We start from the raw sequence: 20,349 nt of genomic DNA on the forward strand, positions 1-20,349 counted from the left end.
GCCACACGTGCGAGGTGGCAGCCCTTAAGGCCGCTAGACACCCTGGGTGTTGCTACGCAAGGTCCGTAAGCACGGCCCAGCCAGTCGCGCGAGGTGACGGGAGTTGCTGTACCGATAGCGTGCGGCAGGAGGGCCTCTAGTCGGTCGGTGATAACGCTCAATCGCCAGTAGCCAGTCCTCCCCGGTGATATGGTGCTCTTGAAGGGTTTCTGCGGCGATATCCAGCTACCCCATGTATGGGGTCAAGTGTTCGAATCACTCCGCCCCGACTATATTTTTCAATGACTTAGCCCAATCTGAAAAGATTGGGCTTTTTCATATCTAAAAAATACCCCCACATTTACGCCCACAATTTTTTATTTCATCACGCGTGTGACGGTCGCCACTTAATGATGATTTGCTGCTGGTTACCCACCGATACCAACGACTCCAAAATGACGCTCTCTGGAGCGCCAGTCTCTCGGCACTCGTCGGGAATCAGTAGTGATGACCGGTGATCGCAATAGTGGAGGTGGCAATTTGCCTCTGTGTCGGTGGCTTCTTGGTGAAAACGCAGATAGTGTATCCATTTTCGCACCAAAAATAGGCCGTAGCACCACAGGAATGGCCTTTAGATGCTATATGAAGATATGTCCTAGACCCTTCGCTAGTTTTTCGAACTGACAGCGGAGGACGGTTTGTAATGTACGGATAGAAGCACTGGTAGAGGGAAGAGATGAGCCAGGTATCGATGGTCGGGGAGTTGGTTCATTCCGACACGTTTCCCGGCATTGGCAAGTTGTCGCGATTGAATCATGAGAGCGGCGAGTGCGAAGTTGTCTTCTTTGAGTCCCCCCTGAACCCAGAGGCGCGAAGGGTCGGAGTTAACCGAGATGAGTTGAGAAAGGCCCCACTCTATGAGGAGGCTATAGTCTATTGCCGAGATTCATCTACAGGAATTTGGCGCCGTGGTCGGTACGGAGGGGCGCGACCATTTGGTCGGCATCTCGTGATTTTTCGCGTCGAGGATAATGACCAGACCGTTCTGAGTATTGACGATATCTATTGTCTGAATTTGGGGGCGTCAGGTCTGCTTGACCCTTCGGCCTTCCTGGCGGACCGCGCCAACGATGCTCCCTTTTTCTGCTCTCTGCGCCATGATTTCTTCGCGGCCTATATTGAGCAGCGCGCAGCATGTCGTTCTATCGGTGCGATTACGAGCAGCAGTGTGGAGTTGGAGCCACACCAGATTGCTGTAGTCAGGCGGGTACTTCAGGACCCTTCTCCCAAGTACTTGTTGGCGGATGAGGTGGGCTTGGGCAAGACAATTGAGGCCGGTCTGATCATTCGGGAGCACGTACTAGAAAGAAAGCGTGCAGCCAACGTGTTGATTGCCGTACCCGCTGCCTTGCTTGGCCAGTGGCACGCGGAATTGGTGGGGCGCTTTCATTTGGGCGAGGTGATATCCCTAAGGAGCAAACCACATCAGCTGATTCGGGTTTGCAGTCACGAACAATTGGAAGAGGCCTTGCTCGACGATGGGCAGCCTAGCCTGCTTGTTGTAGATGAGGCGCACCAGTTGGCGCCGTTGGCCTGGTCTACCGATGCATCTCTAAGCGCTCGGTTCCGGGTATTGGCGAAAGCCTGCCAAGCAGCCGAAGCGACTTTATTGCTATCGGGCACCCCGTTGAATGGGAATGAAAGGAATTTTCTGGCGATGTTGCATTGCCTGAGCCCTGAGGCGTACGAACTCTCGGAGATGGGGGTACGACGCTTTATCACCCGTGTGGAGCAGCGAGAATGGCTCGGAGGGTTGCACAGCGCTCTGACTCCGGGAAACTCCAACGCTGCCTTGGAGCAGATTCTGCAGGACCTGGGAAGCAAGTTCCCTGAGGATCTGGGGTTGCATGCTCGAATCAAGAGTTTGCTGCCATTGGTGGATCTTTTTGCCGATGAAACCGGTGTACGACGCGAGCAAGAAGTTATCGCGTTGCGAAAATTCATTGGTGAGAATTACCGCTTGCACCAACGCATGCTCCGCAATCGTCGCGAGATGGGGCACCTAGCGCAGTTGTTCCCTGGGTTGGCCGGATTGCGGCGGAGTTACTGGCATATGGATCCACGAGTCGCGCCACTGGACATGTTGTTGGAGGAGTATCGCAGCCTAGCTAGCAGAGATCCTGACAAGTACCAGGCGATGAGTCCGCAGCAGTACCTAGAATGGGTAGACGATCTCTTGGTCAGCCCATTGTTAGTCGAACGCCGTGCCACGCAGGCGAGCACGACTCGATGGTCAACACTGCAAGCGACTGAGAGAGAGTTCCTTGCTGACATTTCCAGGCAGGCCTTGCGTGAGCAAGAGTGCAAGGATCGCAGCTTGTTTGAGAGTGTGGGTGCCTGGTTGGCTGAAAACGCCGGCGGTAAAGTCGTCGTCTTCTGCGGCGATTGTGGGGTCGCTGAACATGTATTTGCGGTGTTGAAAGATTCTCTGACTGTGGATGTAGAGCTCTATATCCCAGAGGGAGAGTTACAGTTCTTACAATCGAGCGGATTCGTGCGGGTATTAGTTTGTGATCAGGGAGGAGAAGATGGGTTGAATTTACACGGTGGGCGGAGGCTCGCCGTGCATTACAGTTTGCCAAGATCTTTCAGTCGGATCGAGCAACGACTCGGACGCTTGAACCGTTACAGTGCAAACTTGCCTGGTGTTCGGCCTGTGGAAAGTCTGGCTCTGCTTTCCGATCACGATGGGCTGTTCCGCAGGTGGCTGGATTTACTGGATGGTTCGGTGGGACTGTTCAACCAGACGGTAGCGAGCCTGCAGTATGTGCTGGAAGAACACATTGAGCAGGCTTGGCAAACCGTTGCTCAATCGGGGGATGAGGCATTGCTGGTCAGTGCCACGTATCTAGGCGGCGAAAATGGGGTGCTTGCACGTGAGCGTCGCCGGGTCAAGGTGCAGGAGGAGTTACTGGCGCTGGATGAAGATGTCGCAAGCGCCAGCCAGTTTGCCGAGCAAATTGCCCACGCAGACGAAGTCGCCGAAGAGCAGATCGGGCGGATGTGTACTTGGATGACCCGTGGCCTAAGTTTCAAGCTAGTGGGAAGTCTGAATGGGCTTTTCAAACTGGGCTTCGCATTTGACCCCATCGCTCACGGCGGGCGTACCTTGGTGGATGTGCAGACCTTTATCAAAGGCTGTATCACCGGCATCGATCCAGACAGCGGTAACCCTCCATATACCGCGCCCATGAGCTTTTCCAGGCAGCAGGTATCAGGTCAGGCCGGAGCGTACCCGTTCCGATACGGTCAGCCATTCGTGGATTCGATCTATAACTTGACTATGGGGGATTCCCGGGGAGCAACAAGTGCATTTTTGCGGGTTCTGGACAACAGCAGTTTGCAGGCCCCGAAGGTTTTCTTCCGTCTCAACTGGCTGGTGTCTGCTACAGGATTGAACTGCACACGGCAGGCGCAGATCATCGGAGATGAGTTACTTGCCCCCGCAATTTATGGCCATTGGCTGACTGAAGATGGCAGCCTTGTAACATCCGAGAGTACCTTAAGATCCCTTGAGTGGCCCTATAAGAAACCAGCGAAAGGAGTTATCCGGGACCTGAATCTGCGCCATGACGTCTGGCCTGAACTAGAGTTCCTTTTGCCGGCGAGCGAGTGGAAACGCTTGGTTCTGAACATTACTGAATTGAGTCGTCAGCAAGTCAGGAGTAACGCGCGCGGAGCGCAGAATTTAGCGTTTGAACCGCAGTTGCACCTTATGTCGATACATGCCCAAATTTTGTGTTCGAAAAATTTGCTGGAGAAGGCATGAAGCAGGCCGACTGGAATGCATTACAGAGAGCCTTGCTGTCTCCCGGGGAGACGCACGATGGGAACGTTGTCGAACCGTTCTTCCGACGTCTGCTGGCGGTGATCAGAGACTCAAAGGCCGGTCATGCCGATCGCGCTTTAGCTTGCCGGGATGTATTTGGCTGCGCCCAGGCACATTGTGTCGCCCATTTGGCGCTACAACTCCCTACCGGCTCCGTTTCAGCGGAGCACTTGGCCCGTGCTGGACTGATCCAGGATCCTTTAACGCGCCAAGTGCGACTGGATCAAACTCTGGAGGAGCCTGAGTTGGCAGTTTATAGGCGCCAGCGTCGCCGATACCTGCAGCAAATACCCATGGACGTGGCGCTCAGTGGCGTTTTGGAGAATGCGGGGTTTAGTCGCTATAACGGACGCGGTCAGCAAGCTGCGGTACGCACTCTGCTAACCTCGCCCGCGGATAGTACGGTAATAGTTAATTTGCCGACTGGCTGCGGAAAAACTCTCGCTATTCAGGCGATGAGCCTGTTCGCCTATCGGCAGAAACTAGTACTCGTTGTTGTGCCAACTGTAGGCCTAGCGATCGAGCAGGCCCAGCGTGCTGGCGAAGTGCTGAAGGCTGCCGGCTCCGATCATGGAGGTAGTTATTTCTGGACTGGCGGACAAGCGGATGAGGAGCGTAAGCAGATACGCGAGCGTATGCTAGCCGGTACTCAACGTCTGTTGTTTTGTGCGCCAGAGTCGGTCATCACGGCACTTCGCCCCGTTTTATTTCAATTAGCACAGCATGGTCTGCTGGGGGCCATGGTGATCGACGAAGCACACCTGGTTGATCATTGGGGAGCAGAATTTCGTCCAGAGTTTCAGTTGCTTGCTCCCTTGTTCCACTCCCTCAGAGAGCATTCATCAAGCGCCATTCGTACCCTGCTTATGTCGGCTACTTTCAGCGCCTCAACCCTAGAGTTGTTGAAAGACTCCTTCGTTCCTGATGGCTCTCAAGCCATTGAGGTCAACGGTAGCTTTTTGCGTCCCGAGACAAACTTCAATGTACGGAAGACTTCAGGAGAGCAAGAGCACCGGAATGTTGTGCTTGAAATGTTATGGCGTTTGCCTCGTCCGCTCATCCTCTACACAACAACACGAGAGGACGCCGAAAACTGGTGGAAAACGCTGATTGCACAGGGGTTTAGTCGGGTCGGGCTGTTCCATGGGGAGACCGACATATCATCCCGCAAGCTCCTGATTGATCAGTGGCAAGGCAACGCCCTGGACATTATGGTTGCGACCTCTGCGTTCGGTGTGGGCATGGACAAGAGCGATGTGCGTTCAGTGTTACATGCGGCAGTGCCAGAGAATATGGATCGCTTCTATCAAGAGGCCGGCCGCGGAGGGCGTGATGGCAACGCTTGCTGGTCCTGGCTTATTTTTCATCCAGCACAGGTTGTGGTGGCGGAACGTTTGTCGAAGGCGAAACTTATTTCTACTGGACTGGGACTGGCCCGCTGGAAGATGTTACTCCAGAGCCGTCAGCGTAAAGGCGATAGCTACTTCACTATCTCCCTAACGGCATTGCACCGGGACCTGCAACGTCACAGCGAAGGTAATGAGGATTGGAATATGCGCACGCTGCTGCTGATGCAGCGCGCCGGGTTAATTCGCCTGTGTTATGCGCCGCCTGAAGCCCCTCTCTTCGAGGGCGCTCCTATAGAAGAGCATACGACGCTGCGGAGCCAGTATTTTGAACAGTATTTCAATCGTATTGGCGTACAAATCTTGAACGATGCGCACATGTCCGAGGATGTATGGCAGCAGTATGTTGAGCCGCAGCGTTGTCGAGAAAAGCAGGCAAGAGCAATCGGATTCGCAAGCTTGCGCAATTGGTTGAATGATCCACAGCGGCCGCTATGCCGACAGTTGGAAGAGTTCTATCGACCGGGGAGTATTGCTCCTGAGCGCAGTTGCGGCGGTTGCCCCGGATGTCGGGCCCAAGGGCGAGGCGCCTTCACACCAACGCTGAGTACCGTATTTCACCTGAACGGGTTGCCACCGATTTCGCTGCCGAGGTGGATGCCGCCATCGCAAGTGCTACGCCTTCGATATCGGCCAGAAACCTATCGTAGCGTCGAACCGCGAGTGTTACTGCACAACTGGCGGAGATGGTTGACGGAACTTCTGCGTAGCGGACAGGTGCAGGCGATTCGCGCCAGTCGTCCCTTGCTGAATGAGTTGAAGCAGGCTGCTGAACTGAAAGCTCTTCCGTTCTGGTGCGCCTTGGAGCCAGGGGACAGTGCCGGGCACTGGATTGAGTTAGTACTGCTAATGCCTGGCGAAAACCACCTGCCGTCAGTGGGTATGGATGATCCGGCACAATTAATCGTTGCGCCCGAGACAGTGGCTGATCCGCTTCACCGATATCGGAGTTGGTGGGAGTGTGACCCGCAAAGCAGGATTCTGGACGAGTTTGTGAAGGATTTATAAGTATGTCGATGGTAAACAATGCCCATGCGGGCAGCAGTCTAATACTGCTAAACCTGATTGATCGGGTGCTGATACGTAGAGGTAAGCCGGTTGCACGTAGCGATTTATTAGAAATTTTGCGGCCGGACTTGCTTCCCAAAAGCGAGAACGGGGCAAAGCGCTTTGAGTGGAATTTGGATTTCTGGCTGGAGGAAGGACTTTGGCCGCAGGATGGTTTGGGACAGATTTCCGCGCCGACCGGAGCTACCGAGCAAAACATTGCTCATAGGGTTTTGGCGTTGCTCGTAGACAATCTAAATTCGCAGTCCGAGCAGGAAATCTTAGATGGGACACGCAGTGAGCCCTTCTTCCGAGCTATGACCTGCCTACTGGCGCAGCGTCGCTATGTCTTTATGGGCGGCGGAACGGTGAGTGTCTCAAACGTCGCTGAGGCAGTGAACAGTTGGTTGTCAGGAAGAGGGATGAATGAAAGTAACGAGCGCTCCACGTTTCTGGCTTATGGGGAGTTCCTAGGGTTCCTAGAACCGTTTGATAAGGGCTACATCGTCGATCCCACTCTGGCCATCGAGCCCTATCTAGAGAAAGTTTTTGTAGATAGTAGCCCGTTACCGATCCGCGTGTTTATCGAGCGGTTGGCGGAGTATCTACCGATGCTTGATGGCGGGCGCTATCGCTTATTGCTTGAGCCACTGATGGAGAGTTGGCAGCCGGATGACCCATATGAGATCAGCGCGGCGCTTAGCCACGCTCTAGTGCGTTTGGAGAGTGCCTTCCGCCTTCGACTGGAGAAGGCTTCGGACGATAGCGCAAGTATGCGCCTGCAGTTACCAAATGGTGTTCTCCGCCTTGTAGGTGAGATCCATTACCGCGCTGAGGTATCCATATGAGTCTGCTCAATTACTGGCCAAGCCCCGAGAATGTCGTTCAGTGCATTCGTACCGAAGCGGAAGAGTTAGCCGAGCATGTACTGCTGGCGGTGCATGAGCCAATGCAACTGGTCCGGGTCGGAAATGGTGTGGATCAGGAATGTACTGAAGAAGCGCTGCTCAGTCATTTCATGGAAGTAGAGCGACCTATTCCGTTGATTGGCCGTTCGGGCGTCGGTAAATCGCATCTGATTCGCTGGTTGGAAGCCCAGTTGAAGCTCCAGCCAATATCCGACGGCTGGCACATCGTCAGGATTCCTAAGAATGCCAGCTTGCGCCAGGTGCTGGAGAAATTGCTAGATGGGTTAGAGGGCGAAGACTTTGAGCAAGCGCGCGCACGAATCCGCTCTGTCGGCGATTTACTGAAGACGGAGGAGGTTGCGGATCTATTGTTGACCTTTATGGCGCAACAGTTGCACAGGTTAAATGAACGATCCGCAGAGGTCATTCGCTACTACCGCGAGAATCCTGAGGCGCGGCAGCAGTTGTCGATTGAAGAGGGGAGGCGTTGGAAGGATATTCAAGTGCATACCGCACCTGGGAGAGGGCTTTCGGAGTTGATCACTGACTCCAACTTCAAAACGAGTCTGCTTGATCCGAAACACTGTATTTACCAATTCGCAAGCCGATTGACCCAGGGGGCAACCGACCAAGAGTTGAGCCGGAATGATTATGAGATCAGGGAAGAAGACTTAGATTTCAGCTTCAACCTCGATGATCTTTCGCAAAATGCGCGTCAGTATATTGGGCAGGCGCAGTTGAACACCAATCCCCAAGCTCGAGCAAGTGCAGTGCGGGTGTTGAACGAGGTATTGGGCGAGTCTACTCGAACAGCATTTCGTTATCTGTTTAGCTTCAATGGCGGTGGGTTCCAGGAGTTGTTCAAGGATATTCGCCGTACTCTCAAACTTCAGGATCGCACACTTGTGGTACTGGTCGAGGATATGGCAGCAATCTCGGCTATTGAGGACGTCCTGATCGATAGCCTCCTAGAGGAGGCCGTGCGGGATGGAGAGCAAGAGCTATGCACACTTCGCTCAGTTTTAGCTGTAACGGATGGTTACCAGGGATACCTGCGGCGTCAGGATACAATCAAGACTCGAGCACAATATGAATGGTTGATTCGCGATAATGGGCTACAGCACGAAAAGACTCTTGAACGGATCATCAACTTTTGTGGGCGTTACCTCAATGCTGCCCGCCACGGTCGTTCGGCACTAGAGAGTTCTTGGTACACACGTGCGGACGCTGCTCTTTGGCCGCCGGTCTGGCAGGATGAGGAGGGGGCTACAGAAGAGCTTCAGGCGTTTGGCAATGCCCCCTGCGGAGTTCCTCTCTTTCCATTCAATCGTAACGCTATCGCTGCGTTGGCTGACCATTACTGCAAAACCGACGATGAGTTGAGGTTCAATCCCCGTCAGGTGTTGAATCAGATCGTGTTGCGTGTGCTGCGCCACCATCGCCAAAGTTGTGAAGAACATCGGTTCCCCCCGGCAGAATTTGCAGGACTCAAGACTGGCGCCGGCTTGGCGGATCTCTACCGACTTGATGATCCAGCACGTTGTGAAACTTTGGCGGCTATCTGGGGCTACGACAGTCGTTCGATTGATGAGTTGCAGGTTAATTTGGACTCTCAAGTGGCCCAATTTTTTGGGCTGAAGGGGCTAGCCGAACTACTAAGGGAGGGGAAGGGGGCCTCTTCTACGCGGCCGTCTGCGGAAAAGAGAATTGCTCAAGATAATGGAACTGTACACCGAGAGAGGAACCCTCCTTCATCTCTAGATGTCGACCAGCAGAGAATCGAAAAAATTCAGGAAGCTGTTTCGCTTTGGTTTCAGCGTAAACAGAAACTGGATCAGGATCTTGCTCGTGATTTACGCTCAGGGCTGGAACGCATTTATTTGCGATATAGTCGTTATGAGTGGTATGGCTTAAGAGAAAGACCACTTCTCAAGAGAAGGCTGATTCCTATCGAACTTCCATATGCGATAGGTAATGTGGCGGGTTGGACCTTGAAGTTTTGTACTGAGAAAGATTTTTTGCAGCCAGAGCGAGTTGCATTCCTCCAAGGGGTGGCCTTAGCTTTGCTGCGTTACGAATATTTCAATGCCAAATCTTCTGATATTGGTTGGCAGTACTCGAGTGGATTTGATGACTATCTTCGTTGCCAGAATTTCGCTGCGCGTTGGGTTCCAGGAGTTCTACAAACGCTTGCCTCCGAAGATCGTGCCAACCTATCTGTATTGATGCAAGATCAAATACAACTTGCGAAGGGGTTGGGGTTGTTAGGAGACTGCAGTAACGATCGCCAGCGTTTGAATGAGTTGCTCAGGCCTGCGGAGCAAATTCGAGAATCTCTACCGCGGTCTGTCGTTTCGGCGTTGGAGCAGTTTCGCCAACAGACTCTAAGTGAGTGGGATGAGAGGCGGGACGCCTGGCTGAAGTTGGTTTCAGTGAATGATCATGGAATTGATGGCGATCTGGCGCTCAAGCCGCTTCGGGAGGCGCTAAAAGGACTTCAAGAGCAAAAACTGGCACGCCTTGACAAAGAAATCATGCAAGCGTTCCAACCTTCAATTTGTGCCCTGGAAGTTTTGGAGGGTTGCACCCGTCAGGAACAGTTCTATGCCCTGATTGACGAAATGATCGAACTCATACGTGGGGTGAGTGATAACGGATTTCACTATCCACAACCTGTTGACTTTCCGAACTCGAAAAAATTGTGTGTGATACTAGTTGGGCTAAAGAGTAATGACGTATGGGGGGCTATAAAAGGGGGGCACGCGCTTCGACTTGAGGCCGATTCGATCAAGCGACTGCAGTTAGTCAACCAACTAGATGGACTGCGGTTGCGAGAAGTCGTTGAGGCGCTGAACTGCTGGAGCATTTTCTACCAGCACGTACTACCGCGATTGGAGAATGAGAACCGTCTGGTCGGCCTCGATGTCTTGCAACTTTCGCAAGAGTCTGTGACCGAACTGCTTGACGAGTTGATCGAGACCTTGTCGGACTTGCGGGAGGCTGGCCGTGACTACGCTTGAGCAGCAAATCCATGCACTACGCGAACAGTACCATCTTAACCAAACCGCTGGTCAGTCAAGAGTTGCAATTGACGACTGCAGAGGTATCCATGAGCGTTTCAGCAAGTTTGCTGAGCGTCTTAAAGAGTTGCAACGACAAACCACTGCACTTGCAGTGCTCCCAGCAGATGCCCCTGAGTCCATGGACTTGACAGAGGCGTTTCATGACCAACGATCCAAAGTGGAAGCTAGCGTCAAGAGTTTTGTCCAGGTTTGGCGAAAAAATAAGAATCTTGCTCGCCAGGACGATGCTTTGGATAACGCGCAAAAGGCATTGCAGCACTTAACTGAACAACTTTCTGAAAAAGTTGATTCTTGCTGGAAAGCTTGGACTGAGCAGCTTTTTAACAGTTGTGTGGTTGAGAAGGCGATTCTTGAGAATCAGCGTGATATACCAGGTTTAGAAAAGATTTACAGTGAGTATGTCGAACTGCAGAAAAAATTTATTGCTTTGGCTAGAACAGTGCCGTCGACGGTTTGGCCGCTCGAAGAGTTGATGGTTTTGGTAGTTCGTATGCAAGAAGTAAGAGATCGAATGACATTAAATTTGCCGGAAAATGTCAAACAGTTTTTTATGTTGTTGAATCAACGCCGCACCTCAGGGTGTGTCTCCTTGTCAGCGTTAGATAAGGACACGTTTGGTTGGTTGCTAGATAATAATATGCTCGATCAGTTTATAGTAGAACGCAGTCGGAAACTATTTTGATGACTATATCTCTCAAGTGCTTACATGCCGGCCTTGATCGGTTGGAAGAGCTAGAAACATGTTTGTTAGCGTGGGGAGATACTAACGGCTTCTTTACCGAAGACGAAGTGTTGACTGTGTTGAAAGATGTACTGCCCAACCTAAATTCTTTAGACGTATTGCTGGGCCTGTGCGATCACGCGATGCTAATCGAGTCACCGCACCCTGAAGGGTTGTCCAAGAGATATCGGACTCGAATGGGGGAGGCGGTACACCTATACCGTAGTCTGCGTCAGTGGTTCTTGAACAAGCCGGTAGAACAGGCTCGTACTCTTGTATCGGATTTCCGTTTTGTTCGACGAGCACGGAGTTACCCACGCCGTGACCAATACTCGCATCTGCTTTTGTCACGACTGCAACAAGTCATGGGGGATAAGGCGGTAAAGCGATTTGAGGTCCCCCTCCGTGAGTTATTGGGAGATGAGGGGGGGAGCGTGAAGCTTGCTGGTTTCCAGTCGCGTGCGACTACTCGAATCTTGCAGCAGTGGTTTGAGCGTTCTCCTCATACAACCGGAAGCATTGTCTGTGCTGGTACCGGAAGTGGTAAGACTCTGGCATTTTACTTGCCGGCGATGACCGCTCTGGTCGGTGATTTAGCGAAAGACGCGACACCGCGGGTACGGATTTTGGCTATATATCCGCGGCGGGAGTTGCTCAAAGATCAGTTTATGGAAACTTGGAGCCAGTGCCGTAAGTTAGATGGATTGGTTCAATCACAAGCTAACCGAAAGATCCGTATTGGGGCCTTCTTTGGCGATACCTTAGTGGATTTGAAGCATGCCCGTTTAAAAGCCCAGGAACGCAAAATTAATCTGTCGTTTGATCTGCTGCGCTGTGCCAGTTCGGGTTGCGCAGGGAACATGGAATGGCGACTGAGCAGCCTTGTTGAGGACCGCGAGGAACTACATTGCAGTCGTTGTGGCCATTGCGTTCCTGGCGACGAAGTCATTCTGACCCGCAGATCCCAGGCCAAGGTGCCGCCGGATATTCTATTCACTACTACTGAAATGCTGAATCAGCATCTTGGGAACTACGACTTCCACGGCCTTTTTGGGGTGGGCGCCTCGGCGGGGCCGACTTTAGTGCTGCTCGATGAGGTGCATACCTATGGAGGAAGTAGCGGAGCCCAAACCGCCTATTTGTTGCGGCGATGGATGAAACGCAGCGAGTGCCGGCCGCACTTCGTAGGCCTGTCTGCCACATTGAATGATGCTGCTGCCTTCTTCGCCGAGTTGATAGGGGCGAAAGATGGGCATGTTGAGTTAATTGAGCCGGTGGCGGACGAGATGGTCGACGAAGGCGCTGAATACCTGATGCTGCTGCGGGGCGATCCGGTTTCGCAAACAGCCCTACTATCTACCACTATTCAGGCTAGCATGCTGACCCGCCGCATCCTCGACAACCGTGATGGGCGGTCAGCAGGTACCTGGGGCAGCAAAGCCTTTGTATTTACTGATGATCTGGACGTCAATAACCGGTTATATCATCAACTTGCCGACGCCGAAGGGTGGAAGGCCAATGGAAGTAACCTGATTCCGGATCACGCTCCGCTTGCAAGCCTTAGGGGAGGAAGCCATTTTTTGGATCATCAGGGGCGCCTCAAGCGCATCCAGTTAGGGCAGGACTGGCAGGTAGGAATAGATATTGGCCATCCACTTGATGGGGGTGATCGAGCTCGAGTGGGACGCACGTCCAGCCAGGACGCTGGTGTTGACCCTAGCTCCGACTTAGTAGTGGCTACTGCTTCACTGGAGGTAGGCTTCAACGACCCATCGGTGGGCGCTGTACTGCAACACAAGGCGCCACGGAATGTAGCTTCCTATTTGCAGCGAAAAGGACGTGCAGGACGTTCTCGTAGTATGCGTCCATGGATGCTGGTGGTGCTCTCCGAGTTTGGCCGGGACCGTGTTGCCTTTCAGCGTTATGAAGAATTGCTTTCCCCTGAAATCAAGGGACAGAGGTTGCCTCTGCAGAACGGGCATATCCAAAAAATGCAGGGAGCGATGGCGACGCTCGACTGGCTAGCTATACAACTCAACCAGGGCTCGGTATGGAACATACTGAACCATCCTAAATCGTACTCCGCGCAGTTGAAGACGTTGCTGTCCGTCGTAGATCAGGTGCTGCAACCTGGTAGCAGTCAAGACCGTTTCGTCAGTTACCTCAAGGAAGCATTACGTATTGAAGAAGCTGTATTGCAGCAGGTGCTTTGGGCCTCACCACGTTCATTGATGCTGGCCTTCTTGCCAACGCTCAGGCGAAACCTGATGACACGCTGGTGTGAGTATGGTGAGCAATGGAAAGGATTGTCGCGCGGCCGCTCGCCAATGCCTGAATTTATTCCGGAGGCGCTATTTGCTGAGTTGAATATTCCTAACCTTTTTGTAGTTCTACAGCGAGGGGTGGATAACAAGGGGAGATGGGAGGGCTTGCCATTTTATCAGGCCTTGCGCGAGTTTGCGCCAGGGCGAATCTCCAAACGATTCGCCATTAAGCATGATTTGGCTGACTGGCTAGTTCCCCATGGCTTCCAGCCATTGGCAGATACCACACAACAAGTAAACTTTGAGATTGCTGAAGCGTTTGGCGATTATCTGCAAGATGAGGGGTTGGTTGCTGCGGGCACTTCATATGAAACTTCAGTAATGCGTCCTCGCGAAATACATACTTGTATCCTACGGAAAGCACATGGACTAACGGAGAAGAGCAACGCGCGTATGCGTTGGCAGTTCGAATTCATTGTTTCCGGGTCGACACCAACATATAAGCCACCTACGGGGAGTTGGGGGCAACATCTGATTGACGTCACCTTTTGCCTGCATCAGCAGATGACGCCTCTTGAAGTAGTGCGCTACAGCGATGGCACCGATGCGATGTTACGCTTTCGCAGCGGTAGCAATACCCGTGTGAATTTTGTCTGGAAACGCCAGGGCGAACCGATAACCATTGGAGCCCGGCAGTGGGTAGATGCTCTGCGTCTGCGCTTTAGAATAGGAGGTGAAACAATCACCGATTTCTTAAGCGACCCAGTGATTTTGGGGGCTTTGCGTCCAATGTTGTTTCGTCGTCGAGTTGAGCAATTGAATCAATTCGCCGGAGATCCTTTCGCGGCTAATTGGGTCTGCGAATGCTATCTGGCTGCCTTGGCGGTGGAGTTGCAGGGTGTGGATACGAACGATCCATCAGTCATGTACGCTGCCTTGCAGCGTCTGAGATCTGATGACGGACTGGAGCGTCTACGCACGATTCCACAAAGTCTGTTCCAACCCGATGATTTGGAGGACAGTCTTAAAGAGCAGGAATTGCAGATTAGTCTGCGCGAATTACTGAGTCGTTCTGAGTTGTTAGATGCGCTGGAAATATGTGCTGCAGCCCTCTGGCAGGATGTCTCGAGACTGCAGGATATCTCTGGTTGGGTGAGGGAATTATTGGCAAATACTTTGGCAGCAGCGCTACAGCAGACACTATGCACCTTGTTCGTAGACGTTGATGAGCGCTCAGTGCTGGCTGATGTGGTTTGGCAGGAAGACTGCCTAGAAGTTTGGCTCAGCGAAGTTGAACAGGGGGGCTGCGGTGTTATTAGTCGATTTGCACAGGACTATATTGAGGACCCGTTGCGTGTGCTGAATACGTTAGCCAGAAGTTTGCGACCTGGTGATTATGAGCAGATCGACTTCGATCTTTATGACCTGTTAAAAAAAGCTTCCAATGATAAGGAAATAGAAGGGGCGATGACAGACGTTCGGGGGGCAATGGATCACATGCAGCGGCGGCAAGCCAATGCCAATATGCATGCGGTCTTATTGCAACAGGGCTTTGTGCTTAGTCACAGTTTCCTAAGCGTATTGCACTCCCGTGTACTAAGGCCTGGTAGCGGCACCCATACGGACGCGAAACTGCTGATGTTGCTTGCGCAGTGGCGCGAACTTGAGGAGTTTAGCGGCGTTGAATGGGGACTGAACATTGCCGCTCACGCTTTGGCGAGACGGGCAGTAGGCAATAATTCCAGTCCATCTGAGTTGTTCCAGAGGCACTGCCTCCATCAGGGACTGCTTTGGCCAAGAGGTAACACCATTCGCCAATCCGAGTTAAGTTTCTACAACCCGTTCCACAATGGCCATTCAACTACAGAAAGGTTGTTGGGGGCCAAATTATTTGCCGAACATGCGCCTCGGTTAGCGTTGTCCAATGATTATTTGGACGAACTGCATCGAATGTTGCGTGCAGGAGGGTGCGCTGAGTTAGTGGTATCCCGAGAGCAACACTGCGTAGCTTCAAACGTGATTACCGAAATTCAGCTACATCCAATCGATTACTTGGGCTTGTTACTTTACCCTCGAATTGGTGGATTGCATCGGGAAAGGGGATTGCTAGTGTTGCGTATCGAATTGGCGGAGGCTTTGCAGTGAGGACGTGCCATGAGTGAGCAACGACAGATTTTTCTTCATGGGCCACTGGGACGGCGACAGTTTCGTGAGGTGTTGAGTAGCATGCTAGCGTCATTGCTAATTAAACCGGACGATATATGGCTTGTATCTCCATGGTTGAGTGATTTTCCGCTGCTGGACAACCGCTCGGGCCAATGGGATTCGTTGGAGCCGAAGTGGGGGGCTCGGGAGGTTTCCTTTAATGAGCTATTAGCGCGAGCAGTCATTGGCGGTTGTACGTTGCGAATCGTGACTCGAAGTGAACCGTCCAGTCAAAATTTCATTCGGATCCTGGAGAATCGCTTAGGTGCTTCACCAGGATTTTATTACCTACTTAGCGAGAATCTACACACCAAGGGATTTTTAACGCGGACATGCTTTCTGAAGGGATCGTTGAACTACACGTTCAGCGGCGCGCAACGCAACGATGAGCATGTGATCCTAACCCAGGATGCACAATTAATCTCCGACGCACTTTTGGAGTTTGAACATCATTACCGTTTTGAGGCGCAGGCATGAGTAGTTCGCCGGGATGGCTTCAGCGTTTTTTTGCTGCGGACAATCAGATAGTCCTTGATCGGGTGCTTTCTTCAAGCAATCCATATGAACCTAGGTTCCAGGTTCTTCTCCAGCCGCTGATAGCATCGGCAGTTGAGGGGGGCTGGCCGATGCTGCTGCCGGTCAGCCGCAATGGCAAGCTTTACTTTTACGGTGCCGAGAAGGATCGACGGTCTTTGGAGGAGTTGAGGCAGGTTTTGCAGGCAAGTCTAGGGTCTGCGGATACCTATCCAGATTACAGGCTGATTAAAGATACAGAGGATGAAGCCGAGCGAATTTTGTTGGAGCAAGCGCCAGCGGGCCTAATTAGAATTGATTTATTGGCGCGTACACAGAGTGAGTTTGTTTATCGGCAACGGGTATTCCAAGGGCTGGCCACCGTATTGGCGTTGTATCGCCAGCGACCTCGGATGGCTACATCATTTAAGCGCCCTCTTGGTCGGATCCTGCGTGACTTCTTCGCCGCTTGCCAGTTGAAAGATGGCTCTGCTGCTTCGCGTCTTTTTGAGGAACTTAAGGCTACGGGCAATTTCAGTCAGCGGAACTTGATTTCTCTTGAGTTGCAAGCTTTGGAAGCCGAGAGGCGCTGGACGGATATTGTTGATCACCCTCGGTTAATTGATTTTTTGGGAGGGCGAATTCCCGTTAGTGTGGTTAGCTTGCTATTGCGAGCGCTGGGGCATCTTGGCACCGATTCCTTGCTTGAAAGAGGGGCTTTCGGCTGCGCCTCTTTAGAACAGTTACGTCTCCTGTATCGGCCTCTGAGTCCGCTTTTTGCAACTCCACCTTTGCTCGAGGTCCGTGAGTGCTTTGTCTCCGACTGGATGCGGTGGGCGGTGGGCGCTGGGGTGCTGGGATACTCGGAGGGACTCCTTGAGCTTCCGAATTTCGTTGACTCTGACTGGCTTGACCAACTCCGCGAGTGGGTCGGACTCTCCATCGACAATGAACCATTATTAATAACGGCGCAAACTTTCCCCAAAGTGGAGATTACCGAGCCGCAGAACTTTGACGAGTTTCGCCTGCTGCTTGAGCGCTCATTGTCATCGTCCATGCAGGAGTTACAAGAGATTTGGTTTGCGTTGCAATTGGTTTCCGAACAGTTGAGGTCTAGATTAATAGCTTATCCTCGTCTGCAGTTCGTGTGGCAAGATCTAAGCCAAACGTTTGATGGTAGTAGGGAGCGCGGTTGGCAAGGGTGGCTGGGACGTCTGGAAGATGTATCCGCGGATCCTGAAGTGTTGATCCGCGACCTACAGGAGCAAAGTCAGAATTGGTCAGTTGAGTCTTTCTCCGAGACAGAGTTGAGCAAACGCCTGCACGGTAGTACATGCACCGGCATATTGTTACGCGACAGTTTGCCGTTGCTGCTCGACTGGTTGGATAGCCGCCAATTGCTATGTTCGGCAGACTTCTGGTTGGAATGGTTGGAACTGTTGGCGCTGGATGACCTAGTCAATCCTTCGGATGTGCTATTGGCTGGCCAAGTCGTGCAGCGTTTCTTGTCACGACCCAGTCAACTTGATGATCGTATTCGTCTTGGCGAGGCATTGGAGGTGCTATGGGAGAAGGGGGGATCGGTTACTGCCTATCCAGGAATGCTTGAAATAATCGAATTGCTGCTGGAGGAGAGTCAACCGGGACAACATATGCTGCAAAAACTCTGGCTGGTGCTGCAAGGATTCGCCGTGAACCGCTGGGCTAGACTCGAGTTGTCGCAGCGCTATTTAACTAAGAGCCTTGCAAGAGAGATCCTTGGTCAAGATTGTGAGGCAAACTTCCCGCGGGCACTCACTCAAGACGTCGACTCTGATAATAGTGCTTTCGGACCGGCGGCGATGGCAGGTAAGACGCTGGCTATCTACAGCCTTACTGAAGGCGCCGCGCGTCGTGCAAAGGCGGTATTGGAAGATATGTTTGCGGGGCTAGACGTAGAACTGAACCATGATCACACTGCTACCCCAACTTTGTTGCATCTGGCCAAGAAGGCAAGTTACTTTTTATTCGTTGCTGGTAGCGCGAAACATCAGGCATTTTATCCGGTTAGTCGTATACGGCAGGACTTGATCTATCCGTTAGGTCGGGGCGCTTCAAGTATCATCGATGCGTTCTGTAACTACTGCTCTGATAATTCGTTAAGTTGAAAAGAATAATCGCCCGTTCTGGTTTTTTAAGGATGGCAGACTATAGGGAGACGGTGAGCCAATCTTTACAGTCCCACTAAGCCCCGACATGGTGGCCACCATCGCCCTAAACGATGTGACAGGTCGCTTATATTCTGGGATCGCTAGGATTAACTCATATGAATCCTGTGCAGGTGCAAAACGTTAATGAAGAATATCCGTTGCCAGTATGAACTTTATGAGTTTTATTTTTGTTGGTTGAGAGCAAACTGTACACCGAGGTGGTAATTGGTAATTGTTATAGTCTCTTTCAATGGGGCGTGTTTCTTTTGCCAGAAGGGATTAAAACCTCCAGGGAAATAAATGGTTTTAAAGCCAGCCTCTATTGCAGGGGCGACGTCACGCGTCAGTTGGTCACCAATGGACCATGCTTCTTTGTTTTGATAGAGTTTGGCGATTCTCTGATAAAAGGCCATAGACTTGGTGCCTTCGAGGCACAACGCCACAAAGTGCGAAATGCTATGCTCACTCAGGTGCCGTTTAATTCTTGTTATAGAACCTTCAGTGGCAATAACGACTATCGCTTCATTGCTGTAAAGTGCTTCTAGCCCTTCGATTACCCCGTCTCTTAATGGTGGGGTTATGCTTACTTCACTGTGAAATTTCTGAGTTGCATCTTTAGAAAACACATCGTTGCTTTCTAGTCCCGAAACTAAAGAGTACTTGACGGCGGCCTGTATAGGAGTTCCAGTGATTCTTTTTTTTAAGGCCGATATTAATAGCTCTGTAGGATACCTAAGTCCTAGGTGGTGCCGTTTTGAAATGTGCTGATCGACCTCTCTTATATAGTCGAGTCGATTAGCTTGGTCTATTTCTATGTCAAGATTTTCTTCAATTGCTGATAGTAATTTTAACTGTGCCGCAGCATAGATTTTATCAGTGTCCCAAAGAGTGTTATCCGCATCGCTTACCCAGAGAATAGTCATGTTTAATTCTCATAAATTGCTAATACGTTAACATCTTCGCCTTGCTTTAGCGTGCCAATTATTTTGATTCCATGTTTATGTCCTCGCCGCACCGTTTGGTATGCGAAAGTTCCGGTGTTGTATACTCCTCTGGGTGTTAGGTGTAGATGAATTGGTATGATTTGATTTCCAGTTCGAGAGATAAGACGATAGTCAATCCAGTCAATTCGGCCTCCGTCTTTTGTTGCATTTTCTACGGCCCTCATCGCGACTGATGATTCGAAGTGTTCCTCTAGGCTTCCCCAATATATTTGCGCTTGTCCTGGTGTAGAACTGTATTGAGGGATTTTATTACCGTTTGTTGTGTTTTTTATAAGGTCCTTATAGATTTCTTTAAGTTTTCCATCAGTCGTTTCTGCCGCCATTGGTACTATTTTTGATCCAATAGGTGCCTCAAATATAATGAGGGGCCGTGGCGCGGGTGTATCTATTAGTTTTGATACATCTGTCCACGAAAGAGCCAGTCCTTCGGTGTCGAACACTTCTGTAAGGTCAGTCTTTGCCCAAAAAATTCGCTTGGGATAGTTGTTTGCGTAGAAGTTTATTATTTTTTCAAATCGCATTTCGGCGGAATTGTTTTTCTCTTGACTAAATTCAGCGCCTTTGCTTGTACTTGAGCTTCGTTTTTGACCAAGTTTTGTTGCTGTTGATAATTTCATAAAGGGGGCGAGGCCTATTTCACCGCTCCCTGTAATTTCATTGCTATATTCATTCGTGTTTACTGAAGACATGCTTGCCTTTCTTGATGTTGTCTCGAACTCTGGGCGACTCAGTGCGTCATGTAGTTTTTCTACAGCTTGTTCGTCAATAAAAAGAGGTATGTCTGCAACAAACCATAGTTTATGTCGTAATCTTTTTTTAAATTCTTCCTGAGCACTGTTAGGGGCGAGTTTTTTTGCGGTTGATAATGCCCAATATCCTACAGTAGTAAGCATTCTGGAAAGATATTTTTGAAAAGGCATTCGGAAGGTCTCTTTTAGTCGGCAACAACTCTGGGGCTTAATGGCCATTAACAGTTATTAAAGGTGTCATAAGATATTCAGCCCCTAATCTATCAAAAAAAGGATACGTCCTCAATGGTGAAGGATCGCTGCAATTCCATCACCTATGTCGTGAGTCTATCGCTTGAATCACTTGACAGGGTGCGATACTGATGGGGCAGGGTTTGCGGCTTCGGTGTTAC

The 20,349-nt window shown here is 51.3% G+C and carries 10 protein-coding genes and 1 pseudogene; 8 read left to right on the plus strand and 3 right to left on the minus strand.

Translation table 11 applies throughout. The features are described 5' to 3' along the window. Nucleotides 1-33: 33 nt before the first annotated feature. Nucleotides 34-225, minus strand: a pseudogene (locus tag KW837_RS28705) (lytic transglycosylase domain-containing protein); the annotation flags it as partial. A gap of 505 nt (nt 226-730) precedes the next feature. Between KW837_RS28705 and dpdE the strand changes: the two are divergent. From dpdE to dpdD, 8 genes are read left to right on the plus strand one after another with little or no spacing between them, the layout of a single operon-like run. Then, nucleotides 731-3,808, plus strand: coding sequence for a protein DpdE (gene dpdE / locus KW837_RS06020; RefSeq protein ID WP_305729661.1), 3,078 nt, complete (start codon nt 731-733; stop codon nt 3,806-3,808). Continuing rightward, nucleotides 3,805-6,282 (plus strand): protein DpdF, encoded by a 2,478-nt coding sequence (gene dpdF, locus KW837_RS06025; protein WP_218394874.1) that lies wholly within the window; start codon nt 3,805-3,807, stop codon nt 6,280-6,282. The genes dpdE and dpdF overlap by 4 nt, the downstream gene beginning before the upstream one ends. Before the next feature lie 2 nt (nt 6,283-6,284). Next, nucleotides 6,285-7,169: a protein DpdG gene (dpdG, locus tag KW837_RS06030; RefSeq protein WP_218394875.1), complete on the plus strand. Its 885-nt coding sequence runs from the start codon at nt 6,285-6,287 to the stop codon at nt 7,167-7,169. Next, nucleotides 7,166-10,249, plus strand: coding sequence for a protein DpdH (dpdH, locus tag KW837_RS06035; protein WP_218394876.1), 3,084 nt, complete (start codon nt 7,166-7,168; stop codon nt 10,247-10,249). The genes dpdG and dpdH overlap by 4 nt, the downstream gene beginning before the upstream one ends. Next, the gene (locus KW837_RS06040; protein ID WP_218394877.1) at nt 10,236-10,994 is read left to right on the plus strand and encodes a hypothetical protein; all 759 of its coding nucleotides are present in this window, start codon (nt 10,236-10,238) and stop codon (nt 10,992-10,994) included. The genes dpdH and KW837_RS06040 overlap by 14 nt, the downstream gene beginning before the upstream one ends. Next, on the plus strand, nt 10,994-15,442 hold the full coding sequence (gene dpdJ, locus KW837_RS06045; protein ID WP_305729657.1) for a protein DpdJ: 4,449 nt from the start codon (nt 10,994-10,996) through the stop codon (nt 15,440-15,442). Before KW837_RS06040 ends, dpdJ begins: the two co-directional genes overlap by 1 nt. Nucleotides 15,443-15,451: 9 nt before the next feature. Further along, nucleotides 15,452-15,979, plus strand: coding sequence for a phospholipase D-like domain-containing protein DpdK (gene dpdK, locus KW837_RS06050; protein WP_218394879.1), 528 nt, complete (start codon nt 15,452-15,454; stop codon nt 15,977-15,979). Further along, nucleotides 15,976-18,162 (plus strand): protein DpdD, encoded by a 2,187-nt coding sequence (gene dpdD, locus KW837_RS06055; RefSeq protein ID WP_218394880.1) that lies wholly within the window; start codon nt 15,976-15,978, stop codon nt 18,160-18,162. Before dpdK ends, dpdD begins: the two co-directional genes overlap by 4 nt. Nucleotides 18,163-18,386: 224 nt before the next feature. Here the strand turns inward: dpdD and KW837_RS06060 are convergent, their stop codons facing one another. Both KW837_RS06060 and KW837_RS06065 read right to left on the minus strand, forming a co-directional pair. Then, nucleotides 18,387-19,127, minus strand: coding sequence for an HAD family hydrolase (locus KW837_RS06060; protein ID WP_218394881.1), 741 nt, complete (start codon nt 19,125-19,127; stop codon nt 18,387-18,389). A 2-nt stretch (nt 19,128-19,129) separates the two neighbouring features. Further along, nucleotides 19,130-20,128 carry a hypothetical protein gene (locus tag KW837_RS06065; RefSeq protein WP_218394882.1) on the minus strand — a complete coding sequence of 333 codons (999 nt, stop codon included), beginning with the start codon at nt 20,126-20,128 and terminating at the stop codon, nt 19,130-19,132. Nucleotides 20,129-20,349 lie beyond the last annotated feature (221 nt).

This window comes from Pseudomonas sp. PDM24 (assembly GCF_019218905.1).
Classification (GTDB): domain Bacteria; phylum Pseudomonadota; class Gammaproteobacteria; order Pseudomonadales; family Pseudomonadaceae; genus Aquipseudomonas.

Excerpts from the sequence above, each read along its gene's own strand:
- dpdE (WP_305729661.1), top strand. The coding sequence starts at position 731 with ATGGTCGGGGAGTTGGTTCATTCCGACACGTTTCCCGGCATTGGCAAG.
- dpdF (WP_218394874.1), top strand. The coding sequence starts at position 3,805 with ATGAAGCAGGCCGACTGGAATGCATTACAGAGAGCCTTGCTGTCTCCC.
- dpdG (WP_218394875.1), top strand. The coding sequence starts at position 6,285 with ATGTCGATGGTAAACAATGCCCATGCGGGCAGCAGTCTAATACTGCTA.
- dpdH (WP_218394876.1), top strand. The coding sequence starts at position 7,166 with ATGAGTCTGCTCAATTACTGGCCAAGCCCCGAGAATGTCGTTCAGTGC.
- dpdJ (WP_305729657.1), top strand. The coding sequence starts at position 10,994 with ATGACTATATCTCTCAAGTGCTTACATGCCGGCCTTGATCGGTTGGAA.
- dpdK (WP_218394879.1), top strand. The coding sequence starts at position 15,452 with ATGAGTGAGCAACGACAGATTTTTCTTCATGGGCCACTGGGACGGCGA.
- dpdD (WP_218394880.1), top strand. The coding sequence starts at position 15,976 with ATGAGTAGTTCGCCGGGATGGCTTCAGCGTTTTTTTGCTGCGGACAAT.
- KW837_RS06060 (WP_218394881.1), bottom strand. The coding sequence starts at position 19,127 with ATGACTATTCTCTGGGTAAGCGATGCGGATAACACTCTTTGGGACACT.
- KW837_RS06065 (WP_218394882.1), bottom strand. The coding sequence starts at position 20,128 with ATGCCTTTTCAAAAATATCTTTCCAGAATGCTTACTACTGTAGGATAT.